This is a genomic window from Rhodococcus sp. F64268 (assembly GCF_023015605.1).
In the GTDB taxonomy this organism is placed as follows: domain Bacteria; phylum Actinomycetota; class Actinomycetes; order Mycobacteriales; family Mycobacteriaceae; genus Rhodococcus.
On record NZ_JALKAI010000001.1, the window covers coordinates 872,421 to 893,848 of the forward strand.

Annotated in this window: 16 protein-coding genes; 12 read left to right on the plus strand and 4 right to left on the minus strand. The window is 65.4% G+C overall.

All coding sequences use genetic code 11. The annotated features are described in order from the left end of the window. Positions 1 to 41 precede the first annotated feature (41 nt). The gene (locus tag MWU77_RS04145) at positions 42 to 5,519 is read right to left on the minus strand and encodes a carboxyl transferase domain-containing protein (protein ID WP_247273061.1); all 5,478 of its coding nucleotides are present in this window, start codon (positions 5,517 to 5,519) and stop codon (positions 42 to 44) included. 772 nt (positions 5,520 to 6,291) lie between these two features. Between MWU77_RS04145 and MWU77_RS04150 the strand changes: the two genes are divergently transcribed. The 5 genes from MWU77_RS04150 to MWU77_RS04170 all read left to right on the plus strand — a co-directional run bounded on the left by MWU77_RS04150 (position 6,292) and on the right by MWU77_RS04170 (position 10,366). Then, complete coding sequence (locus MWU77_RS04150) at positions 6,292 to 7,476, plus strand: hypothetical protein (protein WP_247273004.1); 1,185 nt, start codon at positions 6,292 to 6,294, stop codon at positions 7,474 to 7,476. 158 nt (positions 7,477 to 7,634) lie between these two features. Beyond that, the gene (locus MWU77_RS04155) at positions 7,635 to 8,102 is read left to right on the plus strand and encodes a hypothetical protein (protein WP_247273005.1); all 468 of its coding nucleotides are present in this window, start codon (positions 7,635 to 7,637) and stop codon (positions 8,100 to 8,102) included. An 83-nt stretch (positions 8,103 to 8,185) separates the two neighbouring features. Next, a complete protein-coding gene (locus MWU77_RS04160; protein WP_247273006.1) occupies positions 8,186 to 9,043 on the plus strand; it encodes a ParA family protein in 858 nt (285 codons plus the stop codon). Further along, positions 9,040 to 9,561 carry a hypothetical protein gene (locus MWU77_RS04165; protein WP_247273007.1) on the plus strand — a complete coding sequence of 174 codons (522 nt, stop codon included), beginning with the start codon at positions 9,040 to 9,042 and terminating at the stop codon, positions 9,559 to 9,561. The genes MWU77_RS04160 and MWU77_RS04165 overlap by 4 nt, the downstream gene beginning before the upstream one ends. A 49-nt stretch (positions 9,562 to 9,610) precedes the next feature. Further along, positions 9,611 to 10,366: a hypothetical protein gene (locus MWU77_RS04170; RefSeq protein WP_247273008.1), complete on the plus strand. Its 756-nt coding sequence runs from the start codon at positions 9,611 to 9,613 to the stop codon at positions 10,364 to 10,366. A 5-nt stretch (positions 10,367 to 10,371) separates the two neighbouring features. On the opposite strand, the gene MWU77_RS04175 is transcribed toward MWU77_RS04170, so the two are convergent. Together MWU77_RS04175 and MWU77_RS04180 are read right to left on the minus strand one after the other, a co-directional pair. Next, positions 10,372 to 10,791 carry a CoA-binding protein gene (locus tag MWU77_RS04175; RefSeq protein ID WP_247273009.1) on the minus strand — a complete coding sequence of 140 codons (420 nt, stop codon included), beginning with the start codon at positions 10,789 to 10,791 and terminating at the stop codon, positions 10,372 to 10,374. A gap of 35 nt (positions 10,792 to 10,826) precedes the next feature. Continuing rightward, positions 10,827 to 11,666, minus strand: coding sequence for a hypothetical protein (locus MWU77_RS04180; RefSeq protein WP_247273010.1), 840 nt, complete (start codon positions 11,664 to 11,666; stop codon positions 10,827 to 10,829). A 305-nt stretch (positions 11,667 to 11,971) separates the two neighbouring features. Here MWU77_RS04180 and ctaD point away from each other — a divergent pair, with 305 nt between their 5' ends. Next, the gene (gene ctaD / locus MWU77_RS04185) at positions 11,972 to 13,726 is read left to right on the plus strand and encodes a cytochrome c oxidase subunit I (RefSeq protein WP_247273011.1); all 1,755 of its coding nucleotides are present in this window, start codon (positions 11,972 to 11,974) and stop codon (positions 13,724 to 13,726) included. Between the two features lie 4 nt (positions 13,727 to 13,730). On the opposite strand, the gene MWU77_RS04190 is transcribed toward ctaD, so the two are convergent. Further along, positions 13,731 to 14,423, minus strand: a complete 693-nt coding sequence (locus tag MWU77_RS04190; RefSeq protein WP_247273012.1) for a TetR/AcrR family transcriptional regulator — start codon at positions 14,421 to 14,423, stop codon at positions 13,731 to 13,733. A 174-nt stretch (positions 14,424 to 14,597) separates the two neighbouring features. Here MWU77_RS04190 and MWU77_RS04195 point away from each other — a divergent pair, with 174 nt between their 5' ends. Genes MWU77_RS04195 through MWU77_RS04220 form a run of 6 tightly spaced genes read left to right on the plus strand, consistent with a single transcriptional unit; the run spans position 14,598 to position 21,359 of the window. Continuing rightward, positions 14,598 to 15,440 (plus strand): urea amidolyase associated protein UAAP1, encoded by an 843-nt coding sequence (locus MWU77_RS04195; protein WP_169687512.1) that lies wholly within the window; start codon positions 14,598 to 14,600, stop codon positions 15,438 to 15,440. A gap of 3 nt (positions 15,441 to 15,443) precedes the next feature. Beyond that, positions 15,444 to 16,094, plus strand: a complete 651-nt coding sequence (locus MWU77_RS04200) for an urea amidolyase associated protein UAAP2 (RefSeq protein ID WP_169687511.1) — start codon at positions 15,444 to 15,446, stop codon at positions 16,092 to 16,094. Positions 16,095 to 16,101: 7 nt separating this feature from the next. Continuing rightward, positions 16,102 to 18,072 carry a 5-oxoprolinase/urea amidolyase family protein gene (locus tag MWU77_RS04205; RefSeq protein ID WP_247273013.1) on the plus strand — a complete coding sequence of 657 codons (1,971 nt, stop codon included), beginning with the start codon at positions 16,102 to 16,104 and terminating at the stop codon, positions 18,070 to 18,072. Then, positions 18,069 to 18,827 carry a hypothetical protein gene (locus MWU77_RS04210; RefSeq protein WP_247273014.1) on the plus strand — a complete coding sequence of 253 codons (759 nt, stop codon included), beginning with the start codon at positions 18,069 to 18,071 and terminating at the stop codon, positions 18,825 to 18,827. The genes MWU77_RS04205 and MWU77_RS04210 overlap by 4 nt, the downstream gene beginning before the upstream one ends. After that, positions 18,824 to 19,852 (plus strand): isopenicillin N synthase family oxygenase, encoded by a 1,029-nt coding sequence (locus MWU77_RS04215; protein WP_169687508.1) that lies wholly within the window; start codon positions 18,824 to 18,826, stop codon positions 19,850 to 19,852. The genes MWU77_RS04210 and MWU77_RS04215 overlap by 4 nt, the downstream gene beginning before the upstream one ends. Before the next feature lie 19 nt (positions 19,853 to 19,871). Continuing rightward, positions 19,872 to 21,359, plus strand: a complete 1,488-nt coding sequence (locus MWU77_RS04220) for a sodium:solute symporter family protein (RefSeq protein WP_169687507.1) — start codon at positions 19,872 to 19,874, stop codon at positions 21,357 to 21,359. The last annotated feature ends 69 nt before the right edge of the window (positions 21,360 to 21,428 follow it).

Here is a 21,428-nt window from a genome sequence, read left to right on the forward strand (position 1 = left end):
CAACGGTTTCCGGTGCGGGGCTTCGGTCGTTCTACGGGTGGTTACGCGAGGGTCCGCGCAATGCCACGCTCGAGAGCCGCGATGATCTGCGGACGCAATTCGGCGGCCGGCACGATCGCATCGACCGACCCGACCCGCTGAGCGCGCTGGATGTTGTGGATCGCCTCGAACTCTGCGGCGACCTCACCGAGTTTCTCCGACCGGACCGAGGTCCGCAACGACGCGAGTTCGACTCCGAGGCGTGCCTTCTCGCCGTCCTCTGCCGCCGCCATCTGGGCTTCGAGCTCGACGATGCGCGAGTCGTTCGACGTGCGCTTGTTGACGTCGCGGGTGAACACCACGGCCGCGGCGGGCGCACCACCGAGTACCGAGGCGAACGAGCCCTCGACCGCGAGCACTTCCATGTTCTCGTTGAGTGCTCCGGAGAACACGACGAATGCGCCGCCGTGGTAGCGGGAGACGACGACGAACACGATGGGGCCGTCGAAGTTGACGATCGCCCGTCCGATCTCGGCACCGTTCTCGAGCTGCACATTGCGCAGCGACTCCGGCGAGCCGTCGAAGCCCGACAGATTCGCGAGCACCACGAGCGGACGGTTTCCGCTCGCCGCGTTGATCGCGCGCGCAGTCTTCTTCGACGACTTCGGGAACAGTGTGCCCGAAGTCCACTGGTCCGGACCATCCGTCGGGAACCAGCCCTTACGAGCGATGGCCCGTGACTCGATGCCGATGACGGAGACAGCATGACCGCCGAGGTGGGCATCGAACACGACCGAGGTGTCGGCATCCGCCATATCGGCCCAGCGCTCGAGTACAGCGTGGTCCTGGTCGACGACGGCACGCATCACCGTGCGGATGTCGAACGGCTTCTTCCGATCAGGGTTGGTCTCCGACGAGAAGATGTCGCCGACGGTGGTGAAGTCGCTCGACGGGTGCACGTGCGGGTATACGCGCACGTCGCGGTCGATCGGGTCGGTCGACTCCGCCTTACGCGGGAACCGCTCGCCCGGCGCGATGTACGCGTGAGCGTAGTGCCCGAAGAGCACCTCGATCGCGGCGGAAAGGTTCGGGGCCCAGTACTGCGCCTGCCCGTTGGGCCCCATGACGCGGTCGTAGCCACCGATACCGAAGTTGTCCTCGGCGGACACACCACCGGAGTAGTCCAGCGACTGCTTACCGGTGAGCACCATCGCACTGTCGGGTGTCATCACGAGGATGCCCTTGGTGTGCATGAGCATGGTCGCCTCGGCGTTCCAGTACGGCTGTGCACCGACGTTGATGCCCGTGACCACGACGTTGATCTCGCCGCCGTCCTGCGTGAACGTGATGATGCGGCGCAATGCCCGCGAGACCCAGTCCATGTTCTCCGTACCGGAGTCCATGGAAATCGTCGCACCGGACGACAGCGCGAACCACTCGACGGGGGCACCGAGCTTCTCGGCGAGGTCTATGGCGGCGACGACGCGTGAGCATTCTGCCTCTGCGACAGTGCCGAGCGCCTTGGTCGGGTCGCCGAACATCGCGATACGAGTCATACCCTCCGGGTACAGCTCGGTTGCGGTGGTCACGACACCGACGATCAGTCCTGCCTTGTTGCGACCGTACGGGCGATCCACCGGAACGAACCGGCCGGACTCGTCGAAGTCGTACTCGACGAAGCTGCCGCCCTTGCCGGTGAGCAGCGGAATCAGCTCGTACGGGTACACGGTGTTGCGGGCGCGGGAGCGCTGCACCTTCTGGGTGTACTCGTCGAGCGGCTTGAGCGGCTCCTTCGGCGGATCGGTGAGGCCCACGACCACACCGGCACCCGAACGGTACGAGAAACGCAGCGCCACCTCACGCGCGGGCTGCTCCGGGTTCTCGCGCAGCCAACCGATGACGGTGATCTCCTCGAGTCCGGCACCGACGGTGAGCGGGGCGGCGTTCTGCGCGGTCCGGCGCAGTTCGTCGAACGTCAGGTCCACGACGGGCCAGACGAACAGCACGACACGATTGGCGTCGAGACGACGACCACCGCGAGCGGCCTGCGCGCGCCGCATGCCGTCGAGCGAACTCGCGAGCGCCCGCTCGAATGCGGGCAGGCCCGCGATCGCGCCGGACTCGTCCCGCTGCGGTGTCAGATCCCGCACCTCGGCAAGGGCGATGAACCGCTCGTCGGACGGATTGTCCTGCGAAACAATGTGATACAGGTACGTATCCGGGTTCGCGGGGAGTCGCTTACCGTCGAAGTTCTTCAGGCGCCACAGGTCGAGGCGCTGACCGGTGAGCGGATGGATGTCGCGGATATTGGTCTCCTCCGCGTAACCCGTCTCGTAGGGCCTGAACGTGAAGACGTGCTCCTCGGCATTGTCGGTGTGGCACACCGTGACCGTCACACGACGCGCGGTCGAGACGACCGGCCTGGCGGCCAGCACGGCGTGCAGTGCCTGTGCCTGTGCATCGGCATCGCTGGGAGCGTCGTCCCATGCCAGGTAGAGATCGATGACAAGGTTCTCGGTGCTCGGCAGCGGCTGCGCGGCCGCCTCGACGGAATCGAGCAGCGCAGCGAGATCGGAATGTTGGGCCTCGGCCGAGATCAGGTACAGCCGGGTACCGCGAAGGTCGAAGTTGCCGGTGACGAACTGGCGCCCGTCGCGAACGTTCGACTCCACGTCTTCGAGAGTGCGGATCTTGTACGCGCGTCGCGTGATCACCTCGAGCAGCGGGCCGGGAACCGACTCGGGGCGCGAAATCTGCTGCGCGAGCAGATCGATGAGGGGCTCCGGCGTTGCCACCAGTGCCTCGATCCGCTCCGCGTAGTCGGCAGAGTTGTCGTGTTCGGCGAGATACGCGAGCGAACCGCGCACCCCGTCGTACACCTGCTCGCGAGCCTTGCGGATCACGGGCTCCTCGAAGAACCGGTAGCGCAGGTTGCGGGCGGTGTCACCGATGACCGGGAAGCGGACCTGAGTGGCAACGATGAGACGGTCGAGAACCTCGTTGAGTTCGCTCGACACACCGGACTCACCCGTGCCGTGTTCGAGCCAGCGGTCGAGGAGCGCCGAAACCACAGGAATCTGCGCTTCGATGCGTTCTTGCGCGCAGAACAGCCGGTAGACGGCCTCTTCGAGTTCGGGGGTGCGCTCGAGCTCGGTGACGTCGTAGTGACGCAGTGCCCGCGAAAGACGTCCGCGGAAGCTTTCCGGCAACCCGCCGACCTCGACATCGAGCGACTGCAGGTACCCGTGGAAGAACTCGCGAGGACTGTGGACCTTGTCGTCGCTGTTCTCCTCGTCCTGCGTCGGACGGTTGCGCGACAGTTCGCAGACGTCGGCGAAGGTGGTGAGCAGCGCAAGTTCGGCACGCACCAGGTCGCAGGACGCGGCCTTCGCGGTGAGCTGCTCGTACTCGCCGAGCAGTGTTGCGGTGCGCTCGGCCGACACGTCGTAGCCGGTGATCAGGGCTTCGAGTCGGTCGAGGCGAGCGTGGGCGTCGGCGACGGCGTCGTCTGTCAACGCGGGCGCGGCGGTGGGGAACTCCACCCGCTCGGCCACCGCGGTCGTGGCCTCCTCGGCAACCTGATCGACGCGCAGCAGCGGAGCGCCGGCATCGACCTGGCCGTTGACGACTGCGAGGATCTCGCGGACCTTGCCGGCAAACGGCGCCCGGACCGCGGTCTCCATCTTCATGGATTCGAGGACAACCAGGGTCTGACCGGCCTCGACCTCGTCGCCCACGGCAACGGGCACAGCGACCACGACGGCCGGAGCAGGCGTGCGCACGACACCGGCTTCGTCCTGACTGATCTGGTGGCTGATGCCGTCGACCTCGACGAGGAAGTGTGCGGGCCCCGCGATCGAGACGACGTTGTGGCGTTTTCCGTCGAGTGTGAGGCGTGTTTCGTACTCACCGAGTCGCTCGATGTCGACCTCGAGTTTGGAGCCGCCCGCACCGATCCGGTACCGGTGCGGACCGATCTGCCCGACGCGCAGCTCGTAGCCCTGTCCCTGGTAGCTCAGTTCGATCTTGCGGGTTCCGGTCTGGCCGGCGCGGGGACGGCCACCGCGTGCCGAAGCGAGGAAGCCGGCGCGGGCGCGGGCCTCGTCGGCGTCGTACACGTCGACCGCTGTCGCGAGAAGCGCGATGTCGGCGACCTTCGTCGGCCCGGTGGCGGTGCCTGCGCCGGTTCGGTCGAGCCAGCCGGTATCGGCACTGGCCTCGATGACCTCTTCGCGGCTCAGCAGGTCGAGGAGGAACGATTTGGTGGTGGTGCCGCCGTCGAGGACGACGGTGGTCTCGCGGAGCGCCGTACGGAGCCGGGCGAGAGCTTCGTCGCGGTCGCGGCCCCACGCGATGATCTTGGCGACCATCGAGTCGTAGTCGGGCGGGATCACGTCGCCCTGGGCGATGCCGGTGTCGACTCGCAGACCCGAGCCGAGCGGGAACTTGAGCAGTTGCACGGTGCCGGGCGCGGGAGCGAAGCCGTTGTCGGCGTCCTCGGCGTTCAGCCGGGCCTCGACAGCGTGGCCGAACTCGGGCGGGCAGTCGCCGGGGAGCTTCTCGCCGGCGGCGACCAAGATCTGCAGCTTGACCAGGTCGATGCCGGTGGTCGCCTCGGTGATCGGGTGCTCGACCTGCAGACGGGTGTTGACCTCGAGGAAGGTGAAGATCTTCAGGTCGGGCTGGTACAGGTACTCGACTGTGCCCGCACCGCTGTAGGCCGCGGCGCGGACCAGGTCGGCAGACACCTTCCGCAGCTCGTCGGCCTGCGCCTTGGTGAGCAGCGGAGAGGCGGACTCCTCGATGACCTTCTGGTTCTTGCGCTGGATCGAGCAGTCGCGCACGCCGGGTGCCCAGACGTTGCCGTGGTTGTCGGCGATGACCTGCACCTCGACGTGGCGCGCATCGGTGACGAGACGCTCGATGAACACGACCGGGTCACCGAACGAGCGCTCGGCCTCGCCCTGGGTGCGCTCGAGTGCGAGTTCGAGTTCGTCCTCGGAGTAGACCTTGCGGATGCCGCGCCCGCCGCCACCGGAACGGGCCTTGATGATCAGCGGGTAGCCGATGGCCTGGGCGTGACGGCGCGCATCGGCGCGGTTCTCGACGGGGCCACCCGACCACGGAGCGACGGGAACGCCGACCTTCTCTGCGAGCAGCTTCGCCTCGACCTTGTCGCCGAGCAGACGCATCGCGTCGGAAGACGGGCCGATGAAAGTGATGTTCAGCCGGGCACACACGTCGGCGAAGGTGGGGTCCTCGGCGACGAAGCCCCAGCCGACCCACACGGCGTCGGCCTTCGCTTCGGTCAGCGCGCGCTCGAGCTCGACGTAGTCGAGGTAGGGCGTTGCGGCCGTCGTGGACGGCCGGAGGGTGACACCTTCGTCGGCTTGGCGGACGAACATGGCGCGCCGCTCGGCCTCGGTGTGCAGCGCGATCGTCGTGATGTCGTAGTTGTGCTCGGAGTTCAGCTCCCGGACTGCCCGGATGAGGCGGACGGCCGCCTCACCCCGATTGACCACTGCGATCCGTTTGAACATACTCGTTGCCACCGTTCTCCATGGTTGTGCGCATACCGCGCTCGTCGAAGCTCAACCCCGTTCGAGGAAGCAGTATCGACCGAATGTTCGTCCCGCGTCACGGGTTGATAACGCGGCTGGTGAACATGTATCGGTCGGCCTCCTCGTGGTTGGCGTGGGCATGCGTGTCGGTCCCGGCCCCGTGGTCCCTGCCCCAGGGCGCCGTTGGGCGGTTCGGACGGATCGTGCGTGAAGCCCGCGGTTGTCGCTGTGACAACGCCCCCTGCTTCGGGTGATCCGTCCGGATAACAGCATGGAGGAAACATGAGGGTTTGTCACGTTTTGAGGTTCGGTGACCGGGAGTGGTTGCCCGCGCTCGCGGTACCGATGGGAGGCGTTGCGGGGCACGGGTTCCCGGGGCAGTCGAGGTGACTCGGCGCCTTCCGCGCAGGGGTGTCGCGAGCTGTACCGTGGGGTAACACCGGCGGGTAACTTCGAAGCGGGTCGAAATGTCGACCGGCGCGGATGGGATATGACTTTGTGGGGCAATGCATTTCGGTCAGGTGGGGCCTCCGGCTCGGCTGCAGGAAGGTGAACGTACCCGCCTTTCGGAGATTCTTCGTGTGACATCGATCACCGCAGCTCATCGACGTCTTCTGTCGGCCACCGTGGGCGCACGCGCCGCCCTCCGGGCCCGCGGACACCCTGGGTCGACTCTGGGGATACCGCTGTGCCGGACGGCGTCGCTGAATTCTGGAACAGTGGAGGTCGACAATCTCCGAGGAGGGGCACCATGACCGAGCCCGACCACTCGAGCGTTCCCGGGGAGTTCGAGTCCCAGCTCGAACGCCGCGAGCGCATCGCCGCCCAGGTTCGACGGTGGTGCGAACAATGCCGCATCGAAGGCCACCACGACCCCTTGTCCGACGACGCCGCTGTCGCGATCGCGTCCGGTTACCTCGATGAGTCCGCAAGATCGGTGCTCGCCGCTCGTCGGAGCCTCGCGCGCCGGATTCCGGACATCGGTGGGTTCGGAGAGCTTCGTCGCCTCACCGAAGAGCGAGAGAGGGCCGCCGCTCGTGCTGCAGGGCAGCGTCCCGGTCTGTCCAGGATGGTGTTCGAGCATCGCGCGAGTGAGATCGACAAGCGTATCCGCGCGGCGCGGCAGTCCATCGTGCATTCGCCGGCTCACTACGCGCAGGGGGTGCGCGCCGTGCGTCGTGAACGTCGCGACGGGATTCATCTCGAGCTCGACCAGCGTGAGGCGTTGTTCCGGGCATTGCAGCGCACACCCGCCCCGATCCCGACGACCGGCGTGGATCGGGCCCGCGACGCGGTGCTCACCGTCGCAAGCGACCGGGTGGGCCGGTGGTCCGACCGCGCGATCGTGGCGGATGTCGGGCGTCGCGCGGCCGAGGTACTCGCCAGGCAGATGCCCGACGAGGCCGATCGCTTCGTCGACCGCTACGACACCCTGCTGTTTCTTGCGGGGGCACTGTACGACCGGATCGAGTCGTCGCCGGCATGGCATTCGGAGCATCTCGCCGTGCAGCGATCACAGCTGAACCTCACCGACGAACTCACCCAGATCGCCACCGATGTAATCGCACTGCGGGGACTGCTCACCGAATTGGACGACGCGATCAGCGCTGCGCCCGCCGCGCGGTCGGGGCTCGAGTCCCGGATTGCGGCGCTGGGCACGGTCTGGGAGCAGCTTCTCGACAGGGTTGCGGCGCTCGCTCGGATCGGGGATCTCCTCGGGTTCGCAGACGGGAGAATGGCCATGGTGGAAGTTGCGCAGCGTGCAGCAAGCCTCGATGACCGGATCGACGACCTCATCGGGCGCTCAGGGGCGCGCGAACTCTCGACCCACAATACGAACTTCGTCGGCGATCAATTCGGGGGTGCCGCAGAGTCGATCGGTGTGCTGCAATCCGCGCTCCTCGGCGACATTGCGGAGCTGACTGCAAAGGATTGACGCGGGGGATTGTGAATGACCACAACGGCGAATTACGTGTCGTATATAGGTCGAATCCACCTTCGATAATAGTGAGTTGCACCACTGATCAACTGCTTGTCTCGGTGTTAGCGTCCGTCGCGTCTGATGGGGGGACAAAAGTGACGCGAGGGGCAAAAGTGACATCTTTCAGGGGTTGGAAATCGGTCGCACTCGGCGGTGTGGCAGCGGCGATGTTGGTCGGTTGCGGCTCCGGATCCACTGTGACCGTGGTCGATGATCCGAAAATGGAGTCGGAGTTCGACTCGGTTCTCACCTCGGGGCAGCAGCGGACCCTCGGTGAGGTCGCGGAGGCGGGTGGGCTCGACAGCGACTCGTGGGACCGGATGTATTACTTCAGTGCTCCACTGCTGATGAGTGAGATCAATCGCGCACTCGGCACCGAGGGAGTGGTGTGGGAAGAACTTCCCGGCGACGAAGCCAAGGGGATTATCGTGTTCACCTCGGGCGGTGAGGTCGTAAGTGCCGTGATCGACCACAAGCCGGCGGTATCGCTCTCGGGATATGCGACGGCAGACTCGATGGTGGGCCGTGACCAGGCTATTGCGGATTACGAGCGCGTCGCAGTGGAGTCGCAGGGGCACTGAGCGGATTCTGCGTCGCCTTTGTCCGTCTTCCGGTGTAGTTTGCTGCATCGACGTGTAGCAATTCGGTCCGGAGGAGTGCGCTGGTGGCGCGGGTTATCGCGACAATCAACCTGAAGGGCGGCGTCGGCAAGACCACGACGACGGCTGCTCTGGGTGAGTTCATGGCGGCCGAGTTCGGCCAGAAGGTGCTGCTTGTGGATCTCGATCCACAGACCAACCTCACGACGATGATGGTCGGGGAGGAGAGGTGGCGGGAACTCAACGAACTCGGTCGTACCCTTGCCACGCTCTTCCGGAGTGCGGTGGAGCCGGACACCGACGCTTTCGATATCGAGAAGTCGCTGCAAAAAGATGTGTCGTCGGTGGAAGCGGTACGCGGCGTCGATCTGCTCTCGTCATCACTGGACCTCATGGAGATCCAGGAAGGTCTGAGCTTCCAGCAATACGCCGATCCTCGATCCGATCGGCCCATCGAGGTCTTGCGCGACGCACTCGACCCGATCGCCGACGACTACGACTACATCCTCCTCGACTGCCCGCCCAACCTCGGGATGCTCACACTCAACGGGCTCCGCGTCGCTGACGGCTACATCGTCCCCACGATTCCGGACATCCTGTCCACGTACGGGATCCCACAGTTGCAGAAGCGGGTGGCGAGATTCTCGGACCGTACGGGCCACTCGATCCGTGAGCTGGGCCTGGTCATCACCAAGTACCGCAGCGCATCGAACCTGCATCGCACCATCATCGAGCAGCTTCAACGCGACGACACGATCGCCAGCGTCGTTCCCGCGTGGATTCCCGAAGCGAACCAGATCGCCGCGTCCGCGGAGTTCGTTCCCTACGGCACCCTCAAGCGCAAATACGGTGGTGCAGGGCAGTTCGATGCCCTGCGCATGCTCACCGAGACGATATTGATGAATGCGCAGGTGTACTTGTGAGCTCGCGTGGTCACGAAGACGGCCGTGGTTCGCGTGACGACGTGTCCGACGCCCGATTGCGGATTCGGATCGGTGAGGCGAGCGCCTCGCTGCTCCGGCTCAACGGTGCTGCGCCGATCGCGGCGGAATCCCTCGTCGCACTCGTGCGGGTGATCGCAGACGAAGCCGCACGTAACCAACGATTCGCCGACGCCATCGCCGGTGCGCTCAGGCCTGTCACCGCAGAAGTGGCTGCTGCTCCGGCGCATAGGCAGGCTCCGGTCCGGAGAGCCCCGGCCGGACGAACCAAGCGTGCTCCCGGTCTGTTCGACCCCTTCGAAGCGTTCCGTGACGGGGGAGAAGCGGGCCTGCGCGACCGGCTCGATCCGCTCGACGCCGACCGGTTGAAGGACATCATCGCCGAGCACGCTATGGACTACGACAAGCTCGCGATGCGTTGGCGCACTCCGTCCAAGCTGCGCGAACGAATCGTCGACCGCGTCAAGGCGTTGTCGACCAAAGGCGACGCCTTTCGGTGACCGGAATGGTGGCTTTCCGACATCCGGTATGTAACCGTATGGTCGGTCCATGGAAGAGTCAGCCGACAGGGGCGTCCGGGCGTTCATCGCCGATGTCGTTCAACGAGGCGGAAGTGCCACACCGTTGAAGGGTTCTCGTGCGGTGCGGGTGAAGGGGGTGGACGGGCGCAGCTGTGTCGTCCGGGTGCGGTCGACCAGCAGGGGGCAATGGATGGCCCGCAGGCAGGACGGCATGCCGGGCAGCGACCCGACGGGTTCTTCGTACTGGGTGTTCGTCGACCTCGCGACGGACTCTCCGCAGTTCTACATCGTCGAATCCGACGAGGTGGAATCGGGGATCGCAGCCGACGTCGAACTGTGGCTCGCCGAGCGTCCCGGCCGAGTTCCCACAGGCAGTCACCCCATCCCGATGAGTAGCGTCGCGCATGGGCACGACCGATGGGATCTGCTCAATCTCAATCAGGTTCGCGATTCTCGGTATCGTAAAGAGGTGTTGCGGCCGCGAGTCAAGCCTGCGAAGACCGTCAAGGCCGTGGCGGAACCGGAGTTCGTCGACCCCAGAACGGCGATCGTGTCGGACTTCGGTGGATACCGGATCCACGCGCGCTTCGACGCGGAGAGCAGCAACGTCGAAATCACCCGTGGCCCGATGGAAGGCCGCCGATTCGGGCATCCGACCACAGCTGCGAACGCCGTCACGAAGTTCGTCAGCGACGACGATGCCGAGTATGACGGCTGGACCTTCTGGCGTCTCGACGATCGGTCGGGTGCATCCCTCGGGAACTATCTGTCGCGCAGCGGGTAGCGCACTCAGTTCCTGTTCTGCGTGCCCCACTCGATGGCAGGGCAGGTGTCCATGACCATCGCGACACCGGCGTCGGTCGTTCGCGCGAAGGCGTCCTCGTCGATCACCCCGAGCTGGAACCACACCCCTTTCGCGCCGATCGAGACTGCCTGATCGGCGAATTCGCCCGCGGCGTCGGACCTGCGGAACACATCGACGACGTCGACGGGGAACGGCACATCGGCGAGGGTCGCGTAACCCTGCTCGCCGAAGACCCTCGGTGCGGACGGGTGGATGGGCACAACGCGCTTCCCTCGCTCGCGCAGCAGCTTCGCGATGCGGTACGCGGTCCGGTTGGGGTCGCCCGACAGGCCGACCACTGCCCACGTCGCGCAGTCGTCGAGCATGAGCGAGACGGAGTCAGGATTCTGCCATGTGGTGCTCATATGCTCCACCGTACGGACGGGCGGCGGAGTAGGCGTCACGCTCCGCAGAATCGGGCGATGTGCTGTGGGGGCACCGTGTCGAGCAGCGCTTGCGCGGGCGCGCCCAGGGTCGGGTCGTCTGCGAGCCACGCGACGGCGGGGCAGTCCGAGAGCGGTGTTCCGTGTTCGGTGGGGGAGGCCTCACCTTCGGTGAACGCACCGAGGACGTTCTCCGTCAACCGGTCGGCCGACCCGTACACCGAGGCGGCAACGGAGAAATCGGGCCCGAAGGACGCCGAGGCGTGGAATGCGCGGTCGTCGCTCCAGCCCCACTTGGTGCCGATCACTCCCGCGAGCAACGCGGTACCGAAGTTCTGCGGATAGCCGTCGGCTGCAGTCTCATGGGCAGTGGCCATCGCGGCGAGGACGGGCGAGCCGGGATCGGTGCGCTTCTTCGCCTCGAGGTAGGTCACCATGTCGTGTGTGGAGGTCGTTCCGAATCCCCAGTAGCCGGGCACATGGGTATCGGCAAGACCGAATTCGGCGACCGTTGTGGAGATCGACTGCGGATACTTCGCGTACAGGCGGTCTGCGATGGCATCGTCCGACGCGCGGATCATTTCGACTGCATCCGCATGGTCTTCCGGATCACCGTGCCGGACAACGTATTCGGCAATATACAACTTGACGATGGAGACCCCGGCGCGGGATTCGTGCTCGTTCGCAGTTCCTGCGCGTGCACCCGACGGGGTGTGTGCGAAAGAGATCGTCGTCGAACTCGGAGCGACGATGGCGCCGTTGCCGTCGACGATCGGTGCGGGCGCTGCCGCCGCGGTTGCCGCTGGGGCCAGGATGATCGCGGTGGTTGTGAGGAGGGCGCTCACCGAGGTTCGCATGGGCACTGATGTTACCGGGTGCCGACGGTGGGGTTCGGATCCGAATGAGCGAAACCGTCGACTTGTCGCAGTCGCGTTGGAAACCTTTGCGCAGATATTCGACTGCGCTCTGTCGCCGGAAACGGTCGAGGCCATGAGGATGGTTGGTGGATCGAAATGTCGACTACCGACCATCATTTCCACCCCAGTTCCGGCAGCGAGGTCTACGCTCGTGGCTACCGGCCTGTCCCGGAGAGTCAGGCGTGCCGAGCGGGTACCGGGGGAATGCCGCATGTCGGCGCCGCGGTCGTCTTGGAGGTTCGTCCATGAATCCGGTGGTGGTGGAGGCTCGAGCAGTAAGGCCGTATCCCGAGCGGCGCGCTCGTAAGGGGGCGGTGCTCTACAAGCTCATCACGACGACCGACCCGAAGACGCTCGGGATCATGTACATCGTCACGGCGTTCACCTTCTTCATGGCGGGTGGGCTGATGGCGATGCTGATGCGCACCGAACTCGCGTTGCCGGGCCTGCAGTTCCTGTCGAACGAGCAGTACAACCAGCTTTTCACCATGCACGGCGGCGTGATGTTGCTGCTCTACGCGACGCCCATCGTGTTCGGCTTCGCCAACTACATACTTCCGCTGCAGATCGGGGCTCCCGACGTTGCTTTCCCGCGGCTGAACGCGTTCAGCTATTGGCTGTACCTGTTCGGTGGGCTGGCTGTCCTGTCCAGCCTGATCACACCGGGTGGAAGTGCCGACTTCGGCTGGACCTCCTATATGCCGCTCGCCAATGCGATCCATGCACCCGGGATCGGTGCAAATCTGTGGTTCGCAGGTCTTGTGGTCGCAGGTCTCGGCACGATTCTCGGTGGTGTCAACATGATCACCACCGTCGTCTGTATGCGGGCCCCCGGCATGACGATGTTCCGGATGCCGATCTTCACCTGGAACATCTTCATCACCATGATCCTGGTGCTGCTGGTGTTCCCGCTGCTCGCGGCCGCATTCATGGGAGCATTGGCCGACCGCATCCTCGGCGCGCACGTCTACGACCCCGCGACCGGCGGTGTGCTGCTCTATCAGCACCTGTTCTGGTTCTTCGGGCATCCCGAGGTGTATATCGTCGCCATTCCGTTCTTCGGGATCGTGTCGGAGATCTTCCCGGTCTTCAGCCGTAAACCGGTCTTCGGATACTCGGGCCTGGTCTATGCGACGATCGGGATCGCCGCGCTGTCGTCTGCGGTGTGGGCCCACCACATGTACGCGACCGGCGCGGTGCTGCTGCCGTTCTTCTCGTTCATGACGTTCCTGATCGCGATCCCCACGGGCGTGAAGTTCTTCAACTGGATCGGCACGATGTGGAAAGGTCAGATCACCTTCGAGACTCCCATGTTGTTCTCCGTGGGCTTCCTCATCACGTTCCTGTTCGGAGGCCTGACCGGCGTCATCCTTGCAAGCCCACCGCTCGATTTCCACGTCCACGACACCTACTTCGTGGTGGCGCACTTCCACTACGTGCTGTTCGGCACCATCGTGTTCGCGACGTATGCCGGTATCTACTTCTGGTTCCCGAAGATGACGGGCCGGATGATGGACGAGCGGCTCGGTAAGTGGCACTTCTGGCTGACGTTCATCGGCTTCCACACCACCTTCCTGGTGCAGCACTGGCTCGGTAACGAGGGTATGCCGCGTCGGTATGCCGATTACCTACCGTCCGACGGGTTCACGACACTCAACACGATCTCCACAATCGGTGCATTCATCCTCGGTGCGTCGACGCTGCCGTTCGTGTGGAACGTGTTCAAGAGTTACCGCTACGGACAGGTCGTCACTGTCGACGACCCGTGGGGTTACGGCAATTCACTCGAATGGGCCACGACGTGCCCGCCGCCGCGCCACAACTTCACGGAACTACCGCGTATCCGGTCGGAACGCCCGGCGTTCGAACTGCACTACCCGCACATGTCGGATCGGATGCGGGCGGAGTCCCATGTCGGTCCGGGTTCGCACAAACACAACGTGGCGGTGCTCGAGGGCGCCGATCGCACACCGCCCGACGCCTCGTACGACCGGCATTGAGTTATTACCGGACGCCCCACGTGCCGAACGAGTCGGAATCGCCGCCGATCATGAGCGCCCACGCCTGATCCATCACGTCCTCAGTGGGCTGCCCGAGCACGGTCAGTGCGGCGGTCGCCAGAGTTTCGGGAAGCTGCGCGTCGATCGCCGTGTCGACCTGCCGGTCGGCGCGGATGTCGATGATCGACTCCACGAGCCGGAACGGTAGCTCGACGCGTGGATCGCAGGCAGCGTCAGCTCCTCCGCCCAGCACCTCGACGGCGAGGTCGCGATAGCGACGTGCAAGTCGTAGACGGCTCTGCCGGAAGGTCTCGAACGATTCGCTGCGGACCTCCGGAAGCATGTACAGCGCGCCGAGATTCCACCGTCCAGCGCACAGCTGCGCGGCGTCGAACCATGCGAGTGCGCACAACAGCACTGCGGCCGGCGTGGAGTCGTCGAGGCCCTCGTCGAACTCGACGGTCGGAGCGATCGTGGCATCGAGGAGCGTGGCGAGGATGTCGTTCTTCGTCGCGAAATGGTTGTAGAGCGAGGCCTGCCTCATTCCGACGGCATCGGCGATCTGTCGCGTCGTGGTGGTTGCGAAACCTCGCGTACTGAACAGTTCTGCGGCGGCGTCGAGGATTTCCGCGCGGGCAGTGTTGCCGGGACGTCTGGGGTTCGTCAGTCGGGGTCGGCCCGGCCCTGCTCTGGTCACATCAACACCATGGCACAGCGAGTTACTGTGCCACCCAACCGGATCAGAGTGTGAACATTGCGTCATCCAGCCGAAACATCGGCCACATACTCGTTACGCCGGGGACATCCTCCGAAGATGCGGGCCTTGAAAACTGTCAACCGACAGTTTCCCGCCGCCACGAATCGGAGCGCCATGACCGAGACCCTCGCGACAGCCACGACGCACGCCGCCCGAACCCATGCACGTGCCCAGGCCGGAACCGTCTCCGACGGCATGCCGGTCGTGCCTGCGTCTGCGTGGCCTACCCCGCCCAACGGGCGCCGTGTATCGATGACCTGGGCCGAGACCGTGCCCGGCGGCCGCTACACGAGCAAGGTACTTGCCCGCGGCACCCGGCTGCGTCTGCGGGATCTCGAGGGCGCCGCGTGTGCTCATCTACTGCTCTTCCGCGCCGACGCACCCCACGAGAGGCTCAACGTCGCCGATACCGTCAAAGTGCCGTGGCAGGCCTACCTCGGCACCGGGCATCCGCTGCTCTCGGATCAAGGACGCGTACTCGCGACCGTCGTCGCCGACACCTCGGGCCACCACGACGCTCTGTGCGGCACGAGCCACGCGGCAGGAAACACCGCGCGATACGGCGCCGGTGCGCTGCATTCGTCGTCCCCTGCGGGACGTGAACTGTTCAAGGTCGCCGCCGCCAAGCACGATCTGCAGCCCCGCGACCTCCCGCCGTCGCTGTCGTTCTTCCACGGCATCCGCGTCGAGGATGACGGTGCGCTCACCAGCACCGGAACCGCCGGCGCCGGCGTGTATGTGGATCTGCTCGTCCACCTCCCGGTCATCGCGCTCATCGCCAACACCGCGCACCCTCTCGATCCCCACCCTGAGTTCGTCACGACCCCACTCGAAGTGACCGCATGGCGCGCACCCGGCGAACTCGAGTCGGTCGATACCACCGAACCCGAGTACCACCGCGCGGTGCTCAACACCGAAGACGCCTGGGCCGCTGCTGAATCCGGAATGGAGAACTGACCCATGACCGCAACCCTCGATACTGCTGCACTCGTCCCCGGAACCGTCGTGCTCGACGACACCGTCGCACTCCGTGGTCCGTGGTCGACGGTCGTTGCCGCAGGTGACGTGCTGACCATCGTCGACCTCCATGGAAACCAGGCCGTCGACACCCTCATCTACGACGCCCACGACACCACCTCGCGGTACAGCGCGCCCGCAACTGTTGCGGGGCAGGGTAACCTGTTCCTCACCACCGGATCGGTACTCCGCGACGCCGAGGGCGAACCTCTCATGACGTTGGTCGGCGACGAGGTCGGCAACCACGACACCGTCGGCGGTGCCTGCTCGCAGGAATCCAACACCCTCCGCTACGGACACCACACCAAACACCAGCACGCCTGTGTCGAGAACTTCCTGATCGAAGGTGCCGAGTGGGGCCTCGGCAAGCGGGATCTGGTCTCCAACATCAACTTCTTCATGAACGTGCCCGTCGAGGCCGACGGCACCCTCGGCATCGTCGACGGGCTCTCCGCACCCGGCAAGCGTCTCGCCATCCGGGCCGACCGCGACGTGTTGGTGCTCGTCTCCAACTGCCCGCAGATCAACAACCCGTGCAACGGTTTCGATCCCACACCCGTGCGGATGATCGTCACACGCACACAGGAGGTGTGAGTTCGCCATGACCACGAAGATCACCGTCGAACGCCCGGGAATGCTCACCACCGTCCAGGACTACCCGGGTCGCGCCGGCTACTGGCAGATCGGTGTGCCGCCGTCCGGTCCGATGGACGACTTGTCGTTCCGCCTCGGCAACATCGCTCTCGGAAACGACGAGGGCGTATCCGGCCTCGAATCCGCAATGGTCGGTCCGGCCCTGCGATTCACCGAGGACGCTGTGGTGTGCGTGACGGGCGCCCCGGTCACGGTGCGCATCGACGGTGAGATCGTGCCGCAGTGGCGGCCCGTCACGGTCCCGGCGGGTGGGCTGCTCGACGTCGGAGCGATCGAGGGGCCAGGCCTGCGTGTGTACGTACTGGTGGCCGGCGGCCTCGATGTCCCTGAATTCCTGGGCAGCACAGCCACCTTCACTCTCGGGACATTCGGTGGTCACGAGGGGCGCGCACTCCGCGACGGAGACGTGCTGGTCGTCGGCGACATTCCGTCGGGACGGAGCGCTGCAGTGCCCTCCGAGCACATCCCCGCCCTCACGACGCACTGGCGGATCGCCGTCACCGAGGGCCCGCACGGCGCACCCGAGTTCTTCACCCGCGCCGACATCGACACCCTCTACGCCACCGACTACGAGGTGCACTTCAACTCCGACCGCACCGGCGTCCGGCTCGTCGGCCCGGTACCGGAATGGGCCCGCACCGACGGCGGCGAGGCCGGACTGCACCCCTCGAACATCCACGACAACGCCTACTCTGTCGGCGCACTGGACTTCACCGGCGACACCCCGATCCTCCTCGGACCCGACGGCCCGAGCCTCGGCGGCTTCGTTTGCCCGGTGACCGTGGCGTCCGCCGACCGTTGGAAGCTGGGTCAGCTCGCCCCCGGCAACACGATCCGGTTCGTGCCGGTGCGGGCGGAGCACGTCGCATCCCGCCGTGCACTCGGAACCGCGCGTCGCGCAGGGTTGTCGCTGGTCACCTCCAACGGCGGAGATGGCGACGATGGCGTGCTCGCCCGTCGCGACGGCCACACCGCCGTCACCTACCGGCGCAGCGGCGACGACAACGTGCTCGTCGAATACGGCGACATGGCCCTCGACCTCGGTCTGCGCGCCCGCGTCCACGCACTGCACCAGCGACTCGACGCCGATCGCCCCCGCGGCCTGCTCGAACTCACCCCGGGCATCCGGTCTCTGCAGGTCAAGGTCGACCCCGACCTGCTGCCCGTCAAGGCCTTGCTCGGGCACCTCGCGGACGTCGAGGACACTCTCGGCGACAGCGATGAACTCGAGGTTCCCAGCAGGCATGTGCGGCTGCCGCTGTCGTGGGACGATCCCGCGACGCGTGAAGCCATTCAGCGCTACATGCACGGGGTGCGTTCCGATGCGCCGTGGTGCCCGTGGAACATCGAGTTCATCCGCCGAATGAATGGCCTCGACTCCGTCGCCGACGTGTTCGACACCGTCTTCGCCGCCGAGTACATGGTGCTCGGGCTCGGCGACGTCTACCTCGGCGCACCTGTCGCGACGCCGCTCGACCCGCGGCACCGACTTGTCACAACGAAGTACAACCCCGCACGCACCTGGACTCCGGAGAATGCGGTCGGGATCGGTGGTGCATATCTGTGCATCTACGGAATGGAAGGCCCGGGCGGCTACCAGTTCGTCGGACGCACCACGCAGGTGTGGAACCACCGGCATCCACAACAGGCCGGTCCGTTCGAGGACGGCACACCGTGGCTTCTACGCTTCTTCGACCGGATCTCCTGGTACCCCGTCGATCCCGAAGAATTGCTCGACCTGCGCGCCGACCTCGCCGCGGGTCGCGGTGGAGGAGTGGAGATCGCCGACGGTACCTTCTCCCTCGCCGAACACCGGAAGTTCCTGGTGGACAACACCGAATCGATCGATTCCTTCCAGAAGGTCCAGTCCGTGGCGTTCGCGCAGGAGCGCGCACGGTGGAAGGAAGGCGGCGCGTGACCGTCGCTACGTCGCTCTCGGGAACCCGTTTCGAGCGCACCCTGCTGAGCAGACCGGGGCATCCGGACGACACGACGACTCGTGTCACCTGGCTGCAGGGACGCACACTGTACTGCGATCTTCGACAGCCCGCCGCGCTACCGAAGATTGAGGCACCCGCGCTTCGTGCCTTGGGTATCGGAGACCTGCTCGCGCTGGCTGATCAGGACGGATTCGCCGGCCCACTGATCGACAACAGCGACCACGTCGAATGGGTCCGCACAGTCGCACTGCGCCCGGCAGGACCGACACCGGACGCGGGCGCTCTGAATGCACTCGATCACGACACCCTCGTCGAGCAAGGCATATTCGAGGACTACATCGAACACTGGCGGATCGCCGCAACCTCACCGGACATCGACGAGTACCTGCTCGAGGACCTCGACACCGGTGCACCCGGAGTCGTCGTGCGTGTGGGCGGCGACTTCGCATTCGCCCGGGGCCGTAAGCACGTGCTCGACAGTTCACTGCACGAACAGATCCGCGGAGCCGCGAGCCTACGCGCGGCACAAGAGCTCTTGGACTGTGAGATCGCGCTCGGCGTTGTGCGCGACGAGCAGTGGATCATCACCGCCTCCAGCCTCCCGTATCGGGTCGGTGCACACCTGAATCCGGTGTTCGGCGACCGGGTCGGCACTCGCGACCACGACCTCGACGGGAATCCCGTCGTGCGGAACTGGCAGCGACTCGACCCCGACTCCAGGAGAATCCCGTGACCTTCACCAGTATTCCGGTCATCGACGTCACCGCTCTCATCGTCGGCGCGGAGGAACGCGACGCCGTCGTCGACGAACTCGGCCGAGCAGCCCGCGAGGTGGGCTTCGCTCAGATCATCGGTCACGGAATCGATCGCACCCTGATCGACGAGCTGAAGGGCGCAGCCGAGCGATTCTTCGCAGAACCGGACGACACGAAAATGTCCGTGTACATCGGCAATTCCACCAATCATCGTGGATATGTCCCGGCAGGGGAGGAGGTGTTCGCGGGAGCCACCCCCGACCACAAAGAGGCCTACGACCTCTCGATCGATCTCCCGGCCGACGACCCGGATTATCTTGCGGGCAATCCGTTGCTCGGACCCAACCAGTGGCCCGCGCTCGACAACTTCGCCGGCCCCGTCACCGCCTACTACGACGCGATCTTCGGTCTCGGCCGAGTCATCCTGCGCGCCTTCGCCGAAACTTTGGGTGAGCCGGCGGATCTCTTCGATCGATATGTCACCACCCCACCCGCACAGCTGAGGATGATCCACTATCCGCACGACCCGAGTGCCGACGACCGGCCGGGTATCGGTGCCCACACCGACTACGAGGTGTTTACGCTCCTGTTGCCCACGGCGCCGGGACTCCAGGTCGTCAACGCCGAGGGCACCTGGATCGACGTTCCGTACCGCGACGACGCATTCGTACTGAACATCGGTGACCTACTGGAGATTTGGACCAACGGGATATTTACAGCGACGTCACATCGGGTGCGTAAGGTAGCCGAAGAGCGTTACTCGTTCCCGCTCTTCTTCAATGTCGACTACGACACGTGGGTCGAACCCCTGGATCGATTCGTCGGTGGAGACGGTCCGCTGTACGACGGTGTAAGAGCGGGCGAGCACCTGTTCGCGCAGACCGCCCAGAGTTTCGTCTATCTCCGTCGCCGTCTCGCTGATGGTGAGATCGCTCTTCCTGACAATGCACGCCCTCTCTACTCGCTCGGACGCGAAGCCCAACGCAGCGCTCCTGCCGTCTGACCCTCTCGATGGAGCTGTCATGATCATCACCGGTGTCGCCGTGTGCCTCGTAGTTCTGCTCGGGGCCGGTTTCTATTCCACTCGCAAAGTTCGCGGAGATACCGGGAACTTCCTCTTGGCCGGCCGCTCACTGGGCGCGCCCGTCATCGCGGTCCTGCTCATGTCGCAGGTCATCGACTCCAACGCGACCCTCGGCAGCGCAGACCTGTCCGCCGCATTCGGTTTCTGGGCCGGCGCTGCGATGCCACTGGGTATTGCAGTGAGCGTGCTCCTCGTGGGCCTGTTCTTCGCGAAGAAGCTACGCGCTACCGGAGTGGTGACCCTTCCCGAATACTTCGGGCAGCGGTTCGGGCGAGGCACCGAGATCACCGCGTCGGTCCTTACGGTGGTGAGCTTCGGGATCCTGCTCGCGGGCAACCTGGTCGCGCTGGGCTACCTGCTCGAATACTTCCTGGGCCTGAACTACACGATGGCAGTGCTGGTGATCATCCCGTTCGTGCTCGCCTACACCATGGCCGGTGGGATGTTCGCCAGCGTCTACACCGGCATGGTGCAGTTCGGCGTCATGGTGGTCGGGATCATCTCGCTCCTCCTGTGGGTCGCGGCCGGACCCGGGTTCTCCAGCCCCGAGGGGCTCGGCATCGGAAACCTGGGTCAGCTCACCGACCCCGCGCAGGGCGCGGCGATCAACTGGGCGACGATCGTCGCGCTCGGACTCGGCAACCTCGTCGCGATCGACCTGATGCAGCGCGTGTTCTCCGCCAAGTCCCCGCATGCCGCACAACGCGCGTGTTTCTCCGCAGCGACGGGCATCCTGCTGCTGTGCGTCCCGTTGTCGTTCGTCGCACTCGCCGCGGTCTCCATCGTGGGGGACAGCGCCGCCGACGCCCCGATCCTGTACGTGCTGCTCGGCCAGTACACGCCGCAGTGGCTGTCGATCCTCGTTCTGTCGGGTCTCGTCACCGCGTCGCTGACGACGATCAGCGGAATCCTGCTGTCCACCGCGACCGTGCTGGTGCGCAACATCTTCCGGGTCGGTGGTGAGCACGCCGGGATGTCGTCGGACGTCATGAAGGCGACTCGCTGGGCGATGCTCCCGATGGCGGCGCTCGGTGCGATCGTCGCACTGCGGGTCCCGCAGACCGGCATTCTGCTCACCCTCACCTTCGACCTGCTGCTTGCGTCGCTGGTGGTGCCGTTCATCCTGGGTCTGTTCTGGACGCGCGGTGACGGCGTTGCCGTCGCCGCCGCCGCGGTCGCCGGTATCGGGGTGCGCGTCGGGTTCTTCGTCCTCACGCCCACGATCTACGGCGTCGACAACACCCTGCTGTACATCCCGAACGATCTCGTGACGGCCGACGTCGATGGGTGGACGACGTTCCTCGCCGTGATCGTCTCGCTGTTGGTGTACGTGGGTGTTGCGATGGTGCGCCGCAGGATGCCGCACCCGGCTCCGGACCCGACCGTTCCCGTGACCGAGCCGGTCAAGGTCCCGCTGTCGGTGTAGCCCGCAGACAACTTCGTGCGCGGTTCCGGTGGTCAGGATCACCGGAACCGCGCACGAGTGTGTTGAGTG